We start from the raw sequence: 20,035 nt of genomic DNA, 5'->3' as shown, positions 1-20,035 counted from the left end.
GCTCCTATTCGAAGACGTTGAAGTCCCTTGTGGTCCACATGGCCAGCAGGTCGGCCACCTCCTCGGACATGCCTTCCGGCGGTGTCCAGGGGATGGCGGCGCCGCTGGGCTCCGCGGTGCGGCTGTCGACCAGGTCGTCAAGAGCCGGTGTCAGCTCGAACGGCAGCTCGAAGTCGAAGTCGACGTAGGCCTCGAGGTAGGGCAGGCAGAGCAGGTGTTCGAGGTCGGCACCGAGCTCACCACGTGGCTCCAGTGCCAGACTCAGCCCAACGGCGTGGTCACGAGCCCAGTGCTCGTACTGGATCCACGGTCGCCGCGATCGGGCCATCTCCGCGGTCAGGCGCAGAACCGCGCGGCTGGCGGGTGTGAAGTTGTTGGGGAACAACAGGAGTGTCACCACCGGCGCTGGGGTGGTCCGGCCGAGGAACGAGTAGCCCTCGAACAGGGTCCGAGGGCCGAGGTTCTTCACGAGTGCGGTGAGGTCGGCCAGGCCGTCCATGTCACTCAGCCATGGCCCCGGTGCCTGGAGCAGATCCCCGTCAGTCGCTCGCCAATAGATGTCGTGCACCTGTGACTGCAGCTCTGTGCCCGACAGCGCTGTGTGCCCGAGCATGCCACGGACGAGGTGGGGGATCGCCGTGTTCCGTTCGTCGTAAAGCCGGCTGACCTCCTCGACCACTGCGTGGCAGACGATGGTGGCGTTCGCCGGAAGGCTCAGCAGGAGGCAGCTCGTCAGGGGAAGATCCGCCATGGCCGAATGAACACGCAGGGTGTAGGAGACGCGGCTCTGACGAGGAACAGCCACCGCTTGGCGGAGGGAGGCCATGGCGATGCCGCGGACGATGTCCGGCCGGGGCGTCAGGTAGCGGAGTGCCTCCGCCGCGAAGACGAGCTCACCGTCGCGGATCGCCAGCGACAGCACGTCGTCCGCACCGTCCTCGACGTTGCGGTCGTGCAGCTGCAGAGCGACGCGGCAGACGACGTCCCAAGAACCCTCCGACACGTGTGAGCGCAGGGCGGTCCACAGCGAGGAAGCGGTGGTGTGCTTGCGGACCAGGTGTTCGGCCGCGAAGTACTCCATGAAAGTCCGGTGGGTGAAGCCGAACAACGGCTCGCTCGCGTTCGCGCCGACATCGGTCAGGATCCACGCCCGGCCGGTGCAGAACTCGGTGAAACGCTCCGCCGCGCCCTCCGCCTCGTCCGGGTCGAACGACTTCGTCACGAGGTAGTTGGCGAGCAGCTTCACGATTCTGCTGCGCGGCAACGCACTGCCGGGCTCGGGGCCGGCGAACAGGTACCACGCGAGGTGTTGCACCGCAGCCCTCAACCGACCTTGGAACTGCACGGGTAGGGCTATGCCGCGCATGGAGTCCCAGCGGTCGAACAGCATCACGGCGCACCGCTCGTAGACCTGGGCGAGGTTGCGCGGCAGGTAGTGCTCGCTCGAGTACATGGCGCACAAAAGGGCCAGCAGCAACGGGTTGCGGCGCAGCTCCTCGATCTCGGAGCTCTCGCTCAGGAACGCGTCCGCGAGCCGGGCCCGTTGGTGCGAAGGCGTTGCGGCGTCCAGTGCGAACCAGCGCGTGGCGTAGTCGGCGACCTGGCCGGAGTCGAAGTCGTCGACGCTGCCCACGGTGAACAGCGACTCGCTCAGGGGCGCTTCGAGATAGCCGACTTTGCGGGCGGTCACGACGATCGGGGTCAACGGGTACTGGTGCGTGAAGCCCTCGACCAGCCGGACCACGCGGCGCCGCAGTTCGGGCTGAACGAGCTCGTCCAGGCCGTCCAGGACGACGACGGCGCGGCCGTTGCGCAGCAGGTATTCCACGGCGTCGCGCGGGGGCGTGAGGTTGTACGGGTCGCTGCAGATGTGTTCGAAGTACTTCAGCAGCTCGCGGCCGCCTTGGCGGAACGACGTGGTGAAGTCGCGCAGCACCAACAGGAACGGGACCCGCTCGTCAGCACCCAGAGCGATGTCGTGGGTGAGTTTTCCTGCCAGGGTGGACTTTCCGGCGCCGGGATCGCCGAGCAGCACGGTGCGACGGCCAGGCGAAGTCAGGTCGGAGACCGCGATGTCGGGCGACAAAGTCGGCCGCACGTACAGCTCGTCGTACGGCACGGAGCGACTGACCCCGATGTGAGGTAATCGCATCTCGCCGTGCATGGCGGCGATGCGAGCACGCAACTGGCGGGCGTAGTCGTGGAAGTCGGCCAGCGACGGCGCTCGCCGCAGCACGAGAGTGTTGTTCTTGACGGCACTCGCCAGGTGCGCGACCCCGACCGCGGTCGGAGTGTCGAGGTCGCCCGTCCGCAACGGTTCCGCGGAACTCAGTGCCTCCAAGACCGCCTTCGGGTCAGCCGACGCACCGGACAGGCGCAGGCCCTGGACGATCTGCTCGCGCAGGTCGGCGGACAGGCCGGAGTCGAGCGAACCGCGCATCGCCCGCCACAGCACGACCTGGCGCGCCACCTCGGCGAAGTCGGGGGACTCCAGGTAGCCGAGCAACACCGGGTCGACGTCCGGCGGTGGGGGAGGAACGAGCTGGGAGAGCCTGGGGGCGAGCTGGTTGCTCACGGACACGACGATGCGGCCGACCGCCGCGTCCACGCTCGCCACCCAGGCCTCCAAACGTTCGTTACGAAACGTCCTTCAGCCGGGATAGCACATCGGGCAGCGATCCGGTGTGCACGACGCCAAGTCGTTGCGTGGCACGAGTCAACGCGACGTACAGATCCGAAGCGCCGCGCGGCGACTCCTCGAGAATTCCATCCGGATCGACCACGACCACGGAGTCGAACTCCAGGCCCTTCGCGTCGGTCACCCCGAGCACCACGACCTGAGCCTCCTCCAGGTCGTTGCCCAGCGACGCCCCCGGCACCGAAGCGACCACGGACGAACCCACCGACGACAGCAGCGCGCCGGGCACGATCACCGCGATCTTGCCGTCACCGACGGCGGTGACCTCCGAGGCGATCAAGCCCGGCACCTCCGCGTCGAACGACGACACCGAGGAAACCCAAGGCGCCACACCGGTTTCCCGCACGGACGTCGGTGGCACCAGGGAGGAGCCGACGGAACCGAGCACGTCCGCGGCCACCTCCATGATCTCGGCGGGCGTGCGGTAATTGACGGTCAGCTCGGTCAGACGCCAGCGGTTCTGCACGTACGGCGACAGGACGGAACCCCACGAGGTGGCGCCGCCGATGTCACCGGTCTGTGCGATGTCACCGACAACCGTCATGGACTTGCTGGGGCAGCGGCGCATCAGCGTGCGCCACGCCATCGCCGAGAGCTCCTGGGCCTCGTCCACGATGATGTGGCCGAACGTCCAGGTGCGGTCGGCGGCGGCACGTTCCGCGGCGGTCTCGTAGCGGTCCACGCCGTGGCGCTCGGCCAGCCGGTACGCGTCCATCAGGTCCGTGGCCATCAGGATGTCCGGGTCCGCGTCGTCCTCGAGGTCGAGGATGTCGAGAACGCCCTGGGCGTACTCGATGGCCTGGCGCCGCTGGCGTTCGGCGCGGGCCTTGGCCTCCGTGTCGTCCTCGCCGAGCAGCTCCGCGGCCTCGTCCAGCAGCGGCACGTCCGCCGGAGTCCAGTCATCACCAACGCGCTGCAGCAGATCGCGTTCCTCGCGGGTGAACTTCGACATCGCGCGGTTGCGGCGCTTCGGGTTCGCGTAGAGCTCGGAGAGCAGTGAGAACGGCGTCAGCACCGGCCACAGCGACGAGATCACGGCCTGGACCTCCTCGGACTCGCGCAGCTCGCGGCGGATGTCGTCCATGTCCGCCTTGTCGAGCAGATGCCCACCAAGACGGGAGGACACCATCGAGGCCAGCGTCGAGATGATCTCGCGGGCGAACGTGCGGCGCGCCTCGTTGTGCGGGCGGCGGGTCCGGCGCGCCCTGCCCCGCGCGTCGGAGATCGCTCGCCGGTCCAGGCGCAGCACGTCGTTGTCGAAACGGATCTCGACGAACGGCGGCGCCTCCTGGCGGTCGCGCACGGCCGCGGCGATCACGTCCGCCATCTGGATGCGGCCCTTGATGGCGGCGACGTCGGCGGACTCGCGGCCCGTCGCCGTCAGGTTGGGGTAGAGCTCGCCCACGGTCGACAGCAGCACGCCGGTCTCACCCAGCGACGGCAGAACCTGACTGATGTAGCGCAGGAACGTCGTGTTCGGGCCCACCACGAGCACACCGCGCTTCGCCAGCTGCCGGCGATGCGTGTACAGCAGGTAGGCGGCACGGTGCAGGGCCACCGCGGTCTTGCCGGTACCCGGACCGCCCTGCACGACGACGACGCCGTTCAGCTCGGACCGGATGATGACGTCCTGCTCCGCCTGGATCGTCGCGACGATGTCGCTCATCTGGCCGGTGCGCGACTCGTTCAACGCCGCCAGCAGCGTCGCCTCGCCGGTCAGGCTCTCGCTGCGCGACGCGTGGACCGAGTTGATGTCGAGCACTTCGTCGTCGAGGCCGATCACCTTGCGCGAGCGGGTCCGCAGGTGCCTGCGCCGCCGCACACCGTCGGGCGAGGCGGCGGTGGCGAGGTAGAACGGCCTGGCGGCGGGTGCGCGCCAGTCCATCAGCAGCGGCTCGTATTCCTTGTCCTCGTCGAAGAGACCGATTCGGCCGATGTAGAAGCGGTCACCGTTGTGGAAATCGAGCCGGCCGAAGGCGAGTCCGTTCTCGACCGCGCTGTACTGAGCCAATTGATCTGTGTACATCGCGACGGAGGTGTCGCGCTCGGACCGCATCTGGTGCGTGCCGCCAGTTTGTCGCAACGATTGTGCGAGTCGTTTCGACGTCTGTTCGCGGAGGTCGTCGAGCCGGCCGTACAACATGGCCACGTATTCCTGCTCCGGCTCCATTTCGGCGAGCCGGAGGTCATCGGAGGGGCTTGACAACGTGCCTCTTTTCTCGATACTGTGCTCTATCAGGTATCGCCCTGGTAGAACTGTAGTTAATGCGCACTGCCCGCGCCGGGTTCGCGTGAGCGCAGACTGTCTAATCTACACGCAAATCAGCGTGGTGTAGGTACGCCTTCCGCAGCAGTGTGGTCAACACGATGCGCTCGTGCGGCGTCAACGGCGCCAGCAGCTCCTCCTCATGCGCCCGTGCCGCCTCCAACCGCTCGCGCAGGGCCTCTCTGCCCTCGTCCGTGATCGCCACGGTGAACCGCCGCCGATCCCGCTCATCCCTCTTGCGCTGGGCGAACCCCCAACCTTCAAGATCATCCAGGGTTGCTACGAGGTCGCTGGCGTCCATCCGCACCCTGTCGCTGATCCGCTTCTGCGCCACGGCTTCCTGCTCCGCGAGGTACGCGAGCACCGTCAGGTGAGGCCAGTGGAGACCTTGGGACAGGTCGGCACGGCCGATCCTGCGTGCTTCCCGCACGAGCTGGAGCATCAGGTAGCTGGGAAGACGCAGAAGTTGATCGATGCTCATGTACTCAGCATAGGAAAGATCTGTCCCCCGATCGTGGATTGCGCTGCGTGATGAACGCGCTCGGACGGGGGCCGGGCGGGTGAGCGTTGGGGTGACGTTTCTCCGCAAACCACCTGGAAACGGCATGGTGGGGGGTATGACGCGTGCGGAGATCGTCCGGCTCGCCCGCTGTGTGGTGCGAAGGCCTCGGTGGCAGCTGGCCGTCGCGGTGCTGATGTCCGCGTGGACACTCGCCTGGGTGCTCGGCCAACTCGCCGACACCCCGATCAGGCCGCTCGGCGTACTCGCCTGGACCGGTATTCCCCTCGACGCGGCATCCGTCTGGGCGCAGGAACGCGCCGACGTCCTCGCCTGGCTCGCCACGATCGGCGGTCTGAGCTGGGCCGCCACCACCGAACAGGGGCAGCTGCCCGCGCTCGCCGGCTGGTTCGCGGTCCTGGTCGCGGGAGAAGCAGCCGGGTACGAGCATGCGGTCCAACGCGCGATGCTCAGCATGGTCGTGTTCTTGGTCATCCTCGCGGCGGTGTCCCTGACCGGACGGCGGGCGTTCGTCGTCGACCGCGTCGCCGTCATGCCGAAGGACGTGATGCGAGCCGGCGTCACAGCCGCCGTGCTGACCGCCGTGGTCCCGCTCATCGCCCCTGGTCTGGCCCTGACCCGTCTCGTTAGGCCCTATGTGACGAAACCGCCACGCCCGCTCAGGCGGGTTGAGACCCCGTTGCTGCGGGAAACCGGGTGATGTGAGCGACTACCTGCCACCCCCGGCGCCGCCGAGGAGTGCGCTGACTTTGCGGTTGTGGCTTGCCGGGTTCGGCCTGGTCTTCAACTCGGTGGCCGGGTGGCTCGCGGTCAGAGCTGACCTCGTCTGGCTCGGGGTCCTGCTTTTACTACTCGCCGTTGTCTGCGTTGTGGACTTCGGCTGGGTAGTTCACCGCAAACGTCGCGGCGATCCGGGCTGAAACCTGTCGGGAACCTGTGCTTGGGCATGACGGCCCATATGGATAAAGATGTTCACGTGCATGAAGACCCGGCTAGGGACAGATTAGCCAGGGTGATGCGTCGACAGCCGGTGCAACAGCGTGGCGCGGCTACCGTCTCCGCCATCCTGGACGCTTGTGCGAGCCTGCTGAACGAATACGACTACGACGACATCACCACGGCGCGCATCGTCGATGTGGCCGGAGTGCCCATTGGTTCCTTCTATCAGTACTTTCCCGACAAACGATCGGTTGTGCACGCTCTGGCACTTCGCGGGATGGAGACCTATCTCCGCGAGGTCGAGGAGCTGTTCGCCGCCGATCTGATCGCGGACACGTGGCGTGAGGCCATGGCGCAGACCGTCAGCGTCTACATGAGGATGCTGACCGACGTGCCGGGCTTCGGCCGGGTGCGGTTCAGCGACATGCTGGACAGCCACCGGCTCGACTCCAGCGTCGACCAGTACGAGCTCATGGCCGAACGGCTGGCGGAGATGTTCGTCAACCGGTTCGGCGCGAACGGCGACGCCCCGGTGATGCTGACGTTCCGGATCGCCGTGCAGACCGCGGACGCGCTGTTCAAGCTCGCCGAACGAGTCGACGAGGACGACCGCGCGTACGTGGTCGGCACGGCGAACGAACTGCTCACCGGCATGCTGGGTTCAGTGCTGGAGGCCCCTCACAGGCCGTAGGCCTCGAGCATCCGCAGCCAGACCTCGCTGATCGTCGGGTATGAGGGCACCGCGTGCCACAACCGGTCCACCGTGACCTCCCCGACGATCGCCACGGTGGCCGAGTGCAGCAGCTCGGCCACGTCCTGGCCGACGAACGTGACGCCGACCAACGTCCGCGTGCGCTCGTCCACGACCATTCGCGTCTTGCCGCGGTACCCGTCCGCGTGCAGCGAAGAGCCGGCGACAGCGATGTCGAGGTCGACGACCTTGATCTCGCGGCCTGCCGCCCGTGCCTCCTCGGCGGTGTGCCCGACGAACGCCACCTCGGGGTCGGTGAACACGACCTGCGGCACCGCCACGTGGTCCGCCCACGCCTGTCCCGCCGACCACTGCTTGGGCTCGAACCCGCGCGAGCGTTCCAGGATCGCCGTGCCGACCGCCCGTCCCTGGTACTTGCCCTGATGCGTCAGCAGCGCGCGCCCGGTGACGTCGCCGGCCGCGTACAGCCAGCGTCCGTCCACACCGGACACCAGGCCGGAGTCGTCGATGGTCAGCGGCTTGCGGTCCTTGGTCGCGGGCACACGTCCTGTCGCGACGAGGATCTCGGAGCCCTTCACCACCCGGCCGTCCTGCAGCGTCAACGCACCCGGCGCTATAGCCGACGCACGGGCGTTGAGCAGCACCTCGACGCCGTCCTCCTGCAGACCCTCGACGACCAGAGGCCCGACGAACTCCTCCATCCGCGGCAACGGCCTGTCGCCGGACACCACCAGCGTCACCTTCGACCCGAGCCGTGCCCACGCCTGCGCCATCTCGACACCGACCACGCCGCCGCCCAGCACGACCAGCGAGTCCGGCACCTCGCGCGCTGACGTGGCCTCCCGCGAAGTCCACACGGGAGTGTCGGCGATGCCTTCCAGCGGCGGCATCTTCGGCACGCTGCCGGTGCACACCACCACGGCCTGGCGGGCGCGGTGGACCTCACCGCCGACGGTGACTTCGCGCTCGCCGGTCACCTCACCGTCGCCGCGGATGACGTGGATGTTCTCCGACTCTGCCCACTTGACCTGCCCGGAATCGTCCCAGTTGGACGTGAAGCTGGTGCGCCGTGCGAGCACCGCGGCAGGGTCGAGCGAGCCCGCGTTCACGCCTTGCACGCGCTGGGCGGCCGCGAGGGCATGACCGGGCCGGAGCAGCGCCTTCGACGGCATGCACGCCCAGTACGAGCACTCGCCGCCGACCAGCTCCTTCTCGATCATGGCCGTGGACAGGCCACCCGCGGCCGTCCGCCACGCCACGTTCTCACCAACAGGGCCACCACCGATGACGATGACGTCAAAGTCCATGGCCGCCACACTAGGCGCGGATCAAGAAAGCCACACGAGGCAGAACGGGTGCCCCACCGGGTCCGCGTAGACCCGGAACGTGTCGTCGTTGTCCCTCTGCACCAGCCGCGCGCCGAGCTCCAGCACCTTCGGCTCGGCCTCCTCGACGTCCTCGACCAGCACGTCGAGGTGGAACTGCTGCGAGCCGTGCGGATCGGGGAACACCGGCGGCCGGTAGTCGTCGCTGCGCTGGAACGCGAGCCTCGTGCCGTTCGCGACGATCACCACCCAGGTCTCGTCATCACCGGCCAGGCGATCGGCCCCGAGCAGTTTCTCGTAGAACGACGCCAGCTCGGAGGGATCAGGACAGTCGAGCACGACAGAACGAAGTTGTCCGACCATGCCCTCCACCCTCTACCGGGTGGCTGGCAGCCGCAACGCCTGCTTGGCGATCGGGTCGAGCGCGGGGTCGCCCTGCCCGCCCGACCACACCACCAGCGCCAGCTGCACGTGGCTGCCCTTCACGCCGCTCGCGAACGCCGCGTTCTCCAGCGGTTTGCCGTCCAGCCCGTTCACGCCACCGGAACCCGGCAGCGAGACGACCGAGTGCAACGCCTTCGCGCTCGGCACGTCCAGCAGGTCCAGGTCCGCCACCAGCACGGTCGCCTGCTTGCCCTGCACGGTCGTCTCGTACGTGGCGCGCAGGAGCTCACGGCACTCGTTCGCGATCAGCCACGCCTTCACGTCACCGATCGCCTGGCCCTGGCACTCCTTGTCCTTCTTCGTCTCCTTCGGCACGAACGTCGTGCCGTCCACGACCACCGTCGTCGGCGATGTCGCCGACGGCGCGGGCGTCGCGTCGGCCGGCTTGCCGTCGCCGGGCAACGCCACCACAAGCCAGACGATGAGGATCAACGCGACCAGCGCGCCCACCGCGATGTAGGGCAGCGGCAACTTGGCGGGCAAACGTTTGCGGATCGCGGGCCGGACGCCGATCTTCGGGATCAGCATCGTGCTGGCCGACGCGAGGTCGGGGGAGACGGCGTCGCTGAACCCCTCGGCCAGCAGCGCCGCCGCGGTCGGTGGCGTACCGGTGGTCTGCAGGATCGCGAGGAGTTTCGCCGCGTGGTCGGCCGTGCACGGCACCGCCGACGTCGCGAGCTCACGGGCCGCATTGAGCACAGTGGACGGTTTGGGGTGCAGAACCCGCACGCCGCGGTTGAGGTCGACCGTCGGCTGCACGACCTGGCTCACGAACGGACCGACCGCCACGACGGTGCTGACCGGCAGCGGTTCTGCGCGCATCGCCTGGATCCGCTGCGCCACCGCGGTCGCCGCCGCCACGGCCTCGGTCGCGGGGTTCGCCGCGCCGTCCTGGGACACCAGCGGCCAGCCGTCGATCTTCCACTGACCGCCGAGCGGAGCTTCGAGCTTCACGGCGGGATCGGGCAGGTCGACGCCGACGATCACCAGAACGCCCTTGGGCAGCACGACGATCGCGTCCAGCGGCACGGGGCAGTCGGGTGGCTGCACGCCGGTCAGCGCAACGCCACCGAGGACTTCGGTACCCGCGCCGCAGGCCGTGAGGGCGGCACGGACGTCCGCCCCAATGGCCGAGGGTTCAGCACCCAGACGGATCAGCCGCACAGGACCACACCTTTCCGCACGGATGCACACGGTAGCGGTCCGGGGTCGTCCAAACGCACCCAGTCGAGACGTTGCGTGATGGCCGTCACCGATAAGTGGATCACTCGTTAGATGGATTGCCTGCCTATGCTCACGGAGGGTTCATGTTCAAACGCGCCGCACTGCTCGCCGTAGTGCTAGTGGCCGCCTCTACCCCTGTCGGGGCAGCCGAGACGGCCTCGACGGTCTACGTCCACGGCACTGATCTCACCTCCGCCGAACACGCGGTGGAGGCGGCCGGTCTGAAGAAGCTCGCGAGCTTCGGCAAGATCGGCGTCGTCGCCGCCCGCGGCACCTCGACGCAGATCTCCTCTGCACGCGCCAAGCCGGGCGTCACGAACGTCGAGGTGACGAAGCGGGCCAAGTTCCTGGGCTCGTCGGGCACCGTCGCCACGCGCAGCCGTGAGGCCCAGCAGGCGTCCGGACTGACCGGAGCCGGCGTCTCGGTCGCGGTGATCGACTCGGGCGTGGACCCGACGCACCCGGCGTTCGCGGGCGGCAAGATCGTCCGCAACCTGAAGAGCCTGTGCGTCGCGGACGGGTCCACGGACACCGGATGCATCGTGCCGGTGCCGAACATCATCGACACCGACACGACCTCGCTGGGTGGCCACGGCACGCACGTCACCGGCATCGCGATCGGCACCCCCTACAAGCTCGCTGACGGCACCGAGGTCGGTGGTTCCGCGCCGGGTGCGAAGGGCGTGGTGATCTCGACCGGTGCGGCGATCCTCATCCTCGGCGCGGACGCCGCGTTGAACTGGGTGCTGGAGAACCACAAGGCGCCGTGCGGTGCGGGTGTGCCGGCCGCGACCTGCCCGCCGATCAAGGTGATCAACAACTCCTATGGTCCGTCCGGCGGCGGTGCGTTCGACCCTGAGTCGGTGACGGTCAAGTTGCAGCGCCGGCTGGTGGCCGAAGGCGTCGTCGTGGTGTGGGCGAACGGCAACGACGGCGGCGACGGTGCGACCAACCTGTCCAACCCGCCCGGCCAGGACCAGACTCCCGGCGTGATCTCGGTGGCGTCGTACAACGACCAGGGGACCGGAACGCGCGACGGCGCGTTGTCCGACTTCTCCTCGCGCGGCCTGGCGTCCAACTCGGCCACCTGGCCGGACATCTCGGCACCCGGTGAGAACATCGTCTCGGCCTGCCGGCTCTACCTGCCGATCTGCGCGACCGGCCTGGCCCCGCAGAACGGGCCCGGGCTGCTCGACCTCGGCACGTACAACACCATCAGCGGTACGTCGATGGCGGCACCTCAGATCGCCGGCATCGTCGCACAGCTGTTCCAGGCCAAGCCTTCCGCGACCCCCGCCGACATCGAGCGGGCGCTGAAGGCGACGGCCCACAAGTACGGCACCGGCTACCAGCCGGCCGGGCCCTACACCTCGTCGTTCGACAAGGGCACGGGTCTAGTCGACGTGGTCGCCGCGGTAAACGTTCTGTAGATCACGATCACGCATCACTCGGCCGGGGAGATCGGGACTTAAGGCCTGTATCTGCCCCGGTCGGGTGATGATCGAGCTGGTTCTTATGGCGGACATGCCTCAAGTCGAGGCAGAATGCAGCGAACGGGTTTCACGGTGATCACCTCACTCGACAAAGGCGTAGGGGAAGACGTCCCTCGTCGAGTAGCGGAGGTCAGCAGTGAGCACCCGTGGCAGCACCAGTGGCGTGGTCTACGTCCACTCGTCGCCGTCTGCGGTCTGCCCGCACGTCGAGTGGGCGATCTCGGGCACCCTCGGTGAGCGAGTGGACCTCAGGTGGGCAGCGCAACCCGCAGCACCAGGTCAGTTGCGCGCTGAATGCGCATGGACGGCGGAGGCCGGCACCGGCGCCAAACTCGTGGCTGCGCTGCGCGCGTGGCCAATGCTTCGCTTCGAGGTGACCGAGGAACCATCCCCCGGTCAGGACGGCGAGCGCTTCTGCTTCGCGCCCGTTTTGGGACTGTGGCACGCCCGCACCTCGGCCAACGGCGACATCGTCGTCAACGAGGATCAGCTGCGCGCGCTCGCGGTCAGAGCCCGTGGTGGCGAATCCTTCGCGCACGGCGTCGACGAGCTGCTCGCGCGGCGTGGGACGACGCGCTGGAACCGTTCCGCCGCGCGGGAGACGGCGCGCCGGTGACCTGGTTGCACCGGGTCGGCTGAGTCCTGAGTGGACCCCGCTACCGTTTGGGCAGCGGGGCTTCCTCGTGGTGGGTGGGGTCCCAGGCCAGCATGAGCTGGCCGTAAAGCGAGGACGTCTTCAGCAGGTGCTCGTGGGTGCCGAGCAACGGCTTGCCGCCGTCCATGACCAGCACGCGATTCGCCCTCAACGCCGAGCTCAGCCGGTGTGCGATCACCACGAGAATTCCTTCTCGTTGCGAGAAAGCCCGTTCGACACGGGCCTCCGCGGCGGGGTCCAGGTGTGAGGTCGCCTCGTCGAGGATCACGACGCTCGCGGACGTCACGTAGACCCTCGCGAGAGCCAGGAGCTGGGCCTCACCAGCGGAAAGTCCTTCACCGGCGTGGCCGAGCGTGGCGTCGAGGCCGCCGAGCCGGTCCAGAAGCGGTTTGGCGCCAACCTTGTCCACCGCCTCGATGAGATCCTGGTCGGTCGCCGACGGGGCGAGCAGCGCGAGGTTCTCCCGCACCGTGCCCGTGAACAGGTACGTCTCCTGCGGGATCAGCGCGATCGCGTGGTGTCTCACCACCGGTACGACCAGGTCGACGGGGGCGCCGCCGAACAGGACGCTGCCGAAGTCCGGTGGCATCAGGCCGGTGAGCAGACTGGCCATTGTGGACTTGCCGATGCCGGACGGCCCGACCACGGCCAGGTGGTCGCCGGGACGCAGGTCGAGCGACAGGCCGCGGACCACCGGTTCCGCGTCCGGGCTCCAGCCGAACGTGACGTCTCTCAGCACGAACTCGCCGTTGGAGGGGACCTCGTCGCCGACCTCCTCGCGCGTTCGTGGTGCGGCCTCCTGAAGTCGTTTGAGTGCGACCATCAGGCGCATCACGATGGTGCTGGTGGTGCGGGCCAGCCCGTGCAGCGCGGGATTCACGTTGTTGGTCAGGTACACCACCGCGGCGAGCACCGCACCCGTGGTCAGCTGGCCAGAGGCCACGAGCGGGGGAGCGAACGCCACGAGCAACACGATCGGGGTGAAGCCGCCGATCGCGATCACGGTGGCGCGCAACGCGTTCGCCCACGCGACGGTGACGGTGGCGTCGGCCTGCCTGCCGACCTGGGTGGAGATGTCCTCGAAGGCCTCGTCGGCGGCTCGGCACGCGACGACGTCCCGGAGCCCGGTCAGCACCGCGCCGGACGCTTCGGCGGTGTGCTCGTCCGCCATGACGGCGTCGCGTTGCCGTTTGGCCAGCGAGGGAAGCATCAGGGCGAACAACGCCAGAGCGGCCACGATGGGGAGGACCACCAGCCAGATCAGCGCGGTGGCAGTGGTCGCCAGGCCGATGAGCGCGGCGAGCGTCGTGACGAGGAGCGCGCGGGCCTGCACCAGAACGCCCGCCGTGGCGTCGCGGACCACCTCGACGTGCCGAGTGATCATGGCGACCGCGCTGGCGTCCGGTGTCCTGCGGTGCGTCGGGTCGTTCAGCACGCCCTTGACGATCCGCGTGACCAGCGCGTCGCGCATGGGTTCGACGACGGCGCCGAGCCGCGCGAACACCTGGCGCTGACCGAGCGCTCCCGCCACCGCGAGGGCCGCGAAGGCCAGTAGCCACAGGACGCCGGTGAGCGGCTCGCCCGCGGCAAAACCCTGGTCGACAGCCGTGCCGACGAGGCGGCCGCCGAAGAACGCGGGCACGCCTTCGAGCGCTGACCAGGCGAGCAGCATGAGGACGCCGCGGCGGTGCCCGGCAAGAGTGGAGAGGTAGAAACGCATCATTCGCCCCCGGTGAAGACGGCCCGGTAGTCCTCGTCGTCCCACAGCTCCCGGTGCGTGCCGCTGCCGCGTACCCGGCCGTTCTCCAGCCACACCACCATGTCCGCCCGCGCCGCTGTCGCCGCGCGGTGCGTCACCACCACCCGCGTCCGCCCCGGCAGAGCCGTCGTCAGCGCCTTGTCCACTTTGGCCTCGGTCACCGTGTCCAGGCTGGCGGTGGCGTCGTCCAGCACGAGCACCTCGGGATCTCGCACGATCGCGCGGGCCAGACCGATCCGTTGCGCCTCACCGCCGGAGAGCGGAACGTCGGCGATCGGGGTCTCGTAGCCCTGTGGCAGTCGGATCAGCACGTCGTGAACCTGGGCGGCAACGGCCGCATCCCGCACTTCGGCCCCGTCCGCGTCGGTTCCGTAGCCGATCGAACGGCCGACCGTGGTACCGAGCAGCGCGGGGCGTTCGAAGGCGTACCCGACCTCACCGTCGCGCAGCACCTCGCCCGAGTCCACAGCGGACAACCCGCCCAGCACCGCGGCCAGCGTGGACTTGCCGGCGCCGGAGCTGCCCACGATCGCGGCGAACGTGCCGGCGGGGATGGTCAGGTTCACCTCGTGCAGGGCGCAGCCGACGCTGACGTCCCGCAGCTCGATCGAGCCGGACCCGTTCGTGGTGGTGGTACGGGCACGTTCTGCCGGCGGAACGTCGAGGACCTCGGCGATCCTGGTGGCGGAGGCGCGAGTGCGTTCCAGCGCGGTCAGCTGCGGGACCTGGCCGACGATGCTCATGCCCAGTGCGGCGTAGCCGAGTGCGGCGAGCACGTCACCGGCGCTCAGCCTGCCCGCCATCACGCCGAAACCGGCGGTGATCAGCACCACGACCTCCACTGCCGGCAACAGCAGGCCCGCTCGCCACATCATCTTCGCCTGAGTGCGCCACATGCCCGCGCCGGCTGCGGCGAGCCGGGGCAGCGGCTGCAGCACACGTCCGGCCTCGCGGTCTGCGATGCCCGCCGCGGCGATCGTGCGCTTGCCCGACACGGCGTCGACCAGACGCGCCGACACGTCGCCGGAAACCACCTGATAGGTCAGCACGTCATCCGCGGTGAGCTGCATGTGCGTGCGGACCAGGAACATCGCCAGCGGCACACTCACCACGAACACGGCCGCGAGCCTCCAGTCCAGCAACGCCAGCGCCACGACGGAGCCTGCCGAGGTCACCGCGGCGATGGCCAGCGAGATCAGCGTGACCACGACACCGCCCGCGTTGCTGCAGTCACCGGTCATCCGGCTGACCGCGTCGCCTGCCGCGAACGGCGAGGGGTGCCCGAGCGCGAGCAGGTGGCGGGACAGGCGGTTGCGCAGCCAGGCCGTGGCACGGCTGGTGATGCTCGCGGCCAGCACGATGCCGATCGCGTCACCGATGATCTCGGTCGCCGCCATCCCGAGCAGCCACAGCAGCGTGAACAGCGCGAACTTGCCGCTGAGCGCCATGTCGACGGCGTCGGCGAGCGCCGCGGGGATCAGCAGCCCGCCGGTCGTGGCGACGGCGGCGTTGAGCATCAGCAGCCACGGGCGGTGGTCTCGGCGCACCACGGAGAACAGCAGGGCGTCACCGGGTTTGGCCATCGGCTGTTCCTCCGGAAGTCATGAGAGCGCATCATGAGCGAGGGCCCGACAGCTGGCCGGCTGCCGGGCCCTGCAGTTGGCGGGTGAGCGGCATACTTCGCCTATGCCGCTCACCGGCCGTGATGAATCAGTTGTGGCGTAGCTCAGCAGGCCAGCAGGCTGACGGTGCTGTGCGAGCAGGGGAGCAGCAGCGAGGCGTTCGACGCGGTCGTGGAGCCGCCGCCACCGCCGGAGCCACCGGACGCCATCACGTTCGTGGTCTCGGGCGTCTCGAGGTCCTGCATGTCAAGGATGAAACCCATGACAACTCTCCTTGTTCGAGGGATCTATCTCGGGGGTTACTGCTACCGGTCCGCCAGGACCGGGGCCTGGGTCCTGCCCAGGAAGGGCAGGGGTGGACGTCCGTCCACTGTGGAGGCGATGGCGAGCAGGACGCCCGCACCGCCGGTGTTGAGGTCCATGGAAAGCCGGCGCAGCTGCACGCCGGGGAACGCGAGTCCACCGCCGTAGCGCACGGCGTGCCAGCCGAGGGCCCGCAGGTGCCGCTGGACTGCGCGGTCGAGACGTTCGTCCGGTGTGTGCCTGCTCGCCTGAGCCAGCGTGGTGAGCAGTCCGGCCCTGCCGAGCGAGAACGCCGGCTGGATGACGAACTCGCCGGTGCAGCCGCTGAGCAGCTCGGGCAGCTTCTCGACGCACGGGCGTTCCGGCGCCACCGCGGCGAACTCGGTGAGCACCAGTGCGATGCCCGCACCGCCGATGCCGACGTACGGCAGCGTCCTGAACGTGCCGTCCCGCACCTGCAGCGAGCCGTCGAGCGCGATCATCGTCTCGGACAGGTCGTGCTCCAGTGCCTGTTCCGACAGCTTGAGCCAGCGCCGTTCGCCGGTGTGCTCGAACATCCGCAGGAAGAACAGCGCGGGACCCGACCACCCGTGCAGCAGACCGGCCTTCGCCTTGGCGCCGGCCTGCGGCGCTTCCGCCAGCTGCGTCGCGAGCCGTTCGGCCAGCTCCTCTGCCTGCGTCGCGAAGCGGTCGTCGTGCCGGGAGTCCGCGAAGTGCAGCAGGTTGAGGCCGATGCCCGACAGACCCGCGCTCAACCCGTGGTCCTGCGTGGTGGCGACGAGCTGCGCGTAGTCCTCGACGAGCTCGGTCGCCAGGTCGTGGTGGCCGAAGTTCTCCAGCACGTGCGCGATGCCGTGCGCGCCGACGAAGAAGCCGGGCTGCTTCGGCGGGTCCTTCTTCACGGCCTTGATCAGCCAGTCCTCGTGCTCGGGGTAGCGACCCTCACCGCTGACGTCGAGCGCGTGCAGCACGCCCGCCGCGCCGTAGCCGAAGCACGTGCCGCCGACTTCGAACTGCTCGATGTCGCCGGGGAACAACCGGTCGGTCCGCTGCGGCGTCGCGCTGTGCAGGATCGCCGTCGCGATGGACTTCCTGACCACCGTCCAGTCCGGTTCCGGGTCGTCGAACGCGGTGAACGCGGGCTCCTCCGGCGGGTCCACGCGCGGCGTGAGCACGTCGACGATCGACCGGCAGTACTCCTCGGTGAGGCCGAAGCGCTGCTGGATGACGTGCACGTGCTGCTTCAGCTTCGCGGGCGAGAGTTCGAGCACCGCGTTGAGCGGCAGGAAGATCCACAGCTTGAGCGCCGTGAGCGGGTACTCGTCGATGTCGAAGCCCTCGCGATCGGTCGGCGCCTGGAACCCCGGCGCGCCGAGCGTGGGCCGGTGCACGTTCTCGATCGTGGACGACAGCTCGAAGTCGATCAGCGAGACCTCGTCGTCCTCGTCGACCAGGATGTTGAGCGTGTGCAGGTCGCCGAACACAACGCCGCGTTCGTGCACCCGCGCCATCAGGTCCTCGACCTTGGCGACGAGGGTGAGTGCCCGCTCGCGGTACTCGGCCAGCTTCTCGTCGTCGGTGTCCTTGTGCGTCAAGGGGTAGTTGTGGCCGAGCCACTGCCCGAGCGAGCGTCCCGGCATGAACTCCATCGCCACGAACAAGTGCTCCCACTCGATGAAGCGGTCGTACACCTCGGGCACACCCTTGACGCCGCTGAGCCTGGTGAGAATCTCGTACTCGCGCTCCAGCCGTGCCACGGCGTCGCGGCCCTCGCGGTCGAGCCCGGCATGCGGCCGCGCCTCCTTGAGCACGACCTCCTTGCCGTCGCTCTTGCGCGTCGCCAGGTACACGCCGCCGCCGTTGGAGAAGTGCAGCGAGCGCTTGATCTGGTACGGGAAGGCCTCGGGATCGCCGGCGTTGCGCTCGGCGAGGTGCGGTGCCAGGAAGTCCGGCAGCTCGACCCACTCCGGCACGCTGAAGACCGGCTTGCGCTTGTCCGCGACGAGCTCGCCGTCCGGTCCCTCGATCGCGAGCACCTGCTGGCCGTCGACCTCGAGCCACTGCTCGGAGAACCCGCCGTAGCGCACGTAGAGCGGACCCTTGCCGTACCGCAGGTCGCTGAGGATGTAGGCCCCGTGCTCACCGGCGAGGATCGCGCCGAGCTCGGTGAGGATCCGCTGGAGCTGGTCCGTGCCCGCGGGGTAGATCGTGATCAGCTTGCCGCTGCCCTCACGGGGCGCGTACTTCGAGTTGCGAGCCAGCACGATCGAGATCGTCGGCAGGTACTTGAACGGAATTCGCCGCTCGACGCAATACTCGAAGGTCGCCTTGAGGACCTTGTTCGCGTTGTCGAGACCTGCCGAGACGTGGATCTTCCAGCCCTGCTTCGGCAGCCGCACTCCGTGGGGGTGCAGGTGCCGCCACACGTTGCGTTCGATCTGCACCCAGTCAGCCGGCGGTTCGGGCAGCTCACGCGAAAAGTCGTCGCCGGGGAGGTCGCTTTCGGTGCTGCTCTGCAGATCGTAGAACCGTCGATCCGCGAAGCAGAACGCCTCGTATCTGAGGTCCACCGAATTCCCTCCTCGGTTCTTGTGCGATTTCGTTGTGCGGCATATTCCCGCACAATTCAGCGCCTATGGCCAATCCGCCATTCGAGGTATATGGGTCGCCTGTTCGCGTCCGAACGAGGGTGGGTTACCGGCGCGTATGTCACTCCTCGTGATGAGGTTTGGAGCCAGATCACCCACCTGCTAAGTTTGCTGATTGGTGAGTCAGCCCACCCGTCCTGGGCTTTTGCTAAACGGGACTGTATCGTTCCATATTGGTGCAGGGTCGATGAGCTGCGGTATTCCAAGTCGGTCTCGACGTATAGTTGGCAGACCGCAACGTTCGTGCACACACCGTGTCCTGTGCTCTTTTCGGGTGAAGCCTTAAATGGCGACATATGCGCGTTTAGTGCCGCCGTTCGGTGGTGGAGGTACCCCCGAAAGAACTCAATCGGAGTATGGGATTGGACATCCGGAATTGTGTAGCAATCATTGTCTTGCTACATGCAAGTTGTATCGATAAGCAATGTAGTCTTTCGGGTGAAGTTTATGTTTTGATGTAACAAATCCCGTTTGTGAGCAGTGCTCTGCTGCCTCTGGGGGTGGTGCGGCTAGGCTGCGTGCGTGGGGAGCGTGGCAAGCCGCTGGCTGGTGCCGGCCGTGGTGGTGATCACCGGTGCCGCGGTGGCGGCAGGGATGGTGGGGCGGACCGTGTACTCGCGTCCCGCGGAGGCCAAGGGCGCGCCGGCGGTGCCGTCGTCGTCCGTCGCCGGGCCGCTGCCGGGGACCTCCGAGGTGCGGCTGAGCCCGGACTCGTTCACGCACCCGGACCGGACCTCCGTGCAGACGGTGCTGCAGAAGTACTTCGACTCGATCAACGACCGTGACTTCGGGGCTTGGCGGGCCGTCGTGTCGTCACGGCGTGTCTCGCAGGCCGTGGAGTCGACCTGGGCGGCCGCGTACGAGACCACTCGGGACGGCGGGATGGTCGTGCAGCGGATCGAGTCCGACGTGGTCTCGCGGCGGCTGCGGGTGTTGATCTCGTTCGTGTCCACTCAGGACGTTGCCAAGGCTCCTGTTGCCTTGCCTGAGCCATGTATTCGGTGGCGTGTGGTGTATGTGATGGTCTGGGAGGGTGGGGAGCTCAAGGTGGATGAGGCTCCTGAGAACCGGACTCCTCAGATGGAGAAGTGCTGATCTTGTCGGGGGTGTTGAGTAGGTTGAGTTGTAGGGGTTCCCGGATCGGGGGGACGCCTGCGTGAGCGTGGGTCCGTAGGTGGTTGTGTTGCGTTGGCGGGTTGCGGTTGCGTGCTTTCCCTGGGGGCTCTGCCCCCAGACCCCCGGCAATCTGATCGGGGGTCCAGCGCCGTGCGCGGGTTGATGGCACGCCTGTTGGGTTGGGCGGGGTGCTGTTGCGTGGGGTGGTCCCGTCACGAGTCGCACCAGAGGCAGCCGCGCTCGGGATCTGGGGTCAAGTCGACGAAAAGCGTGTCGACTTGACCCCAGATCCCGAGCGCGGCAGGGCTTCG

General features: G+C 68.2%; 15 protein-coding genes and 1 pseudogene. 6 read left to right on the top strand and 10 right to left on the bottom strand.

The features are described 5' to 3' along the window. Positions 1–4 precede the first annotated feature (4 nt). From FXN61_RS15015 to FXN61_RS15005, 3 genes are all read right to left on the bottom strand, one after another. The gene (locus FXN61_RS15015) at positions 5–2,617 is read right to left on the bottom strand and encodes an NACHT domain-containing protein (protein ID WP_167974330.1); all 2,613 of its coding nucleotides are present in this window, start codon (positions 2,615–2,617) and stop codon (positions 5–7) included. Between the two features lie 19 nt (positions 2,618–2,636). Continuing rightward, on the bottom strand, positions 2,637–4,868 hold the full coding sequence (locus FXN61_RS15010) for a HelD family protein (protein ID WP_167974386.1): 2,232 nt from the start codon (positions 4,866–4,868) through the stop codon (positions 2,637–2,639). Between the two features lie 136 nt (positions 4,869–5,004). Further along, positions 5,005–5,445 carry a MarR family winged helix-turn-helix transcriptional regulator gene (locus FXN61_RS15005; RefSeq protein ID WP_167974328.1) on the bottom strand — a complete coding sequence of 147 codons (441 nt, stop codon included), beginning with the start codon at positions 5,443–5,445 and terminating at the stop codon, positions 5,005–5,007. A gap of 136 nt (positions 5,446–5,581) precedes the next feature. Between FXN61_RS15005 and FXN61_RS15000 the strand changes: the two genes are divergently transcribed. The 3 genes from FXN61_RS15000 (at position 5,582) to FXN61_RS14990 (ending at position 7,114) form a co-directional block, all read left to right on the top strand. Next, the gene (locus tag FXN61_RS15000; RefSeq protein ID WP_167974326.1) at positions 5,582–6,184 is read left to right on the top strand and encodes a hypothetical protein; all 603 of its coding nucleotides are present in this window, start codon (positions 5,582–5,584) and stop codon (positions 6,182–6,184) included. A gap of 1 nt (position 6,185) precedes the next feature. Then, a complete protein-coding gene (locus FXN61_RS14995) occupies positions 6,186–6,404 on the top strand; it encodes a DUF6343 family protein (protein ID WP_167974324.1) in 219 nt (72 codons plus the stop codon). A gap of 95 nt (positions 6,405–6,499) precedes the next feature. Beyond that, complete coding sequence (locus tag FXN61_RS14990) at positions 6,500–7,114, top strand: TetR/AcrR family transcriptional regulator (protein WP_167974384.1); 615 nt, start codon at positions 6,500–6,502, stop codon at positions 7,112–7,114. Here the strand turns inward: FXN61_RS14990 and FXN61_RS14985 are convergent. The 3 genes from FXN61_RS14985 to FXN61_RS14975 are packed head-to-tail and all read right to left on the bottom strand — an operon-like array spanning position 7,102 to position 10,068. Beyond that, positions 7,102–8,442: a dihydrolipoyl dehydrogenase family protein gene (locus FXN61_RS14985; protein WP_167974322.1), complete on the bottom strand. Its 1,341-nt coding sequence runs from the start codon at positions 8,440–8,442 to the stop codon at positions 7,102–7,104. The genes FXN61_RS14990 and FXN61_RS14985 overlap by 13 nt on opposite strands. A 21-nt stretch (positions 8,443–8,463) precedes the next feature. Beyond that, positions 8,464–8,823 carry a VOC family protein gene (locus tag FXN61_RS14980; protein ID WP_167974320.1) on the bottom strand — a complete coding sequence of 120 codons (360 nt, stop codon included), beginning with the start codon at positions 8,821–8,823 and terminating at the stop codon, positions 8,464–8,466. A 12-nt stretch (positions 8,824–8,835) separates the two neighbouring features. Beyond that, a complete protein-coding gene (locus FXN61_RS14975; RefSeq protein ID WP_167974318.1) occupies positions 8,836–10,068 on the bottom strand; it encodes a hypothetical protein in 1,233 nt (410 codons plus the stop codon). Positions 10,069–10,211: 143 nt separating this feature from the next. Between FXN61_RS14975 and FXN61_RS14970 the strand changes: the two genes are divergently transcribed. Beyond that, positions 10,212–11,558 (top strand): S8 family serine peptidase, encoded by a 1,347-nt coding sequence (locus tag FXN61_RS14970; protein ID WP_167974315.1) that lies wholly within the window; start codon positions 10,212–10,214, stop codon positions 11,556–11,558. Positions 11,559–11,757: 199 nt separating this feature from the next. After that, positions 11,758–12,260: pseudogene (locus FXN61_RS14965) on the top strand (DUF3145 domain-containing protein). A gap of 17 nt (positions 12,261–12,277) precedes the next feature. On the opposite strand, the gene FXN61_RS14960 reads toward FXN61_RS14965, so the two are convergent. From FXN61_RS14960 to lanKC, 4 genes are all read right to left on the bottom strand, one after another. Next, on the bottom strand, positions 12,278–13,996 hold the full coding sequence (locus FXN61_RS14960; protein ID WP_167974382.1) for an ABC transporter ATP-binding protein: 1,719 nt from the start codon (positions 13,994–13,996) through the stop codon (positions 12,278–12,280). Continuing rightward, a complete protein-coding gene (locus FXN61_RS14955) occupies positions 13,996–15,618 on the bottom strand; it encodes an ABC transporter ATP-binding protein (RefSeq protein WP_167974313.1) in 1,623 nt (540 codons plus the stop codon). The genes FXN61_RS14960 and FXN61_RS14955 overlap by 1 nt, the downstream gene beginning before the upstream one ends. Before the next feature lie 143 nt (positions 15,619–15,761). Continuing rightward, entirely contained in the window at positions 15,762–15,920 is a 159-nt protein-coding gene (locus FXN61_RS14950; RefSeq protein WP_167974311.1) for a SapB/AmfS family lanthipeptide, read from the bottom strand. A gap of 42 nt (positions 15,921–15,962) precedes the next feature. Then, complete coding sequence (lanKC, locus tag FXN61_RS14945) at positions 15,963–18,530, bottom strand: class III lanthionine synthetase LanKC (RefSeq protein WP_167974309.1); 2,568 nt, start codon at positions 18,528–18,530, stop codon at positions 15,963–15,965. 600 nt (positions 18,531–19,130) lie between these two features. Here lanKC and FXN61_RS14940 point away from each other — a divergent pair. Then, positions 19,131–19,703: a hypothetical protein gene (locus FXN61_RS14940; RefSeq protein WP_167974307.1), complete on the top strand. Its 573-nt coding sequence runs from the start codon at positions 19,131–19,133 to the stop codon at positions 19,701–19,703. The last annotated feature ends 332 nt before the right edge of the window (positions 19,704–20,035 follow it).

Origin of the sequence: Lentzea indica (genome assembly GCF_012184385.1) — a bacterium.
In the GTDB taxonomy this organism is placed as follows: Bacteria; Actinomycetota; Actinomycetes; order Mycobacteriales; family Pseudonocardiaceae; genus Lentzea; species Lentzea indica.
This window is presented reverse-complemented; position numbering and strand designations above follow the sequence as displayed.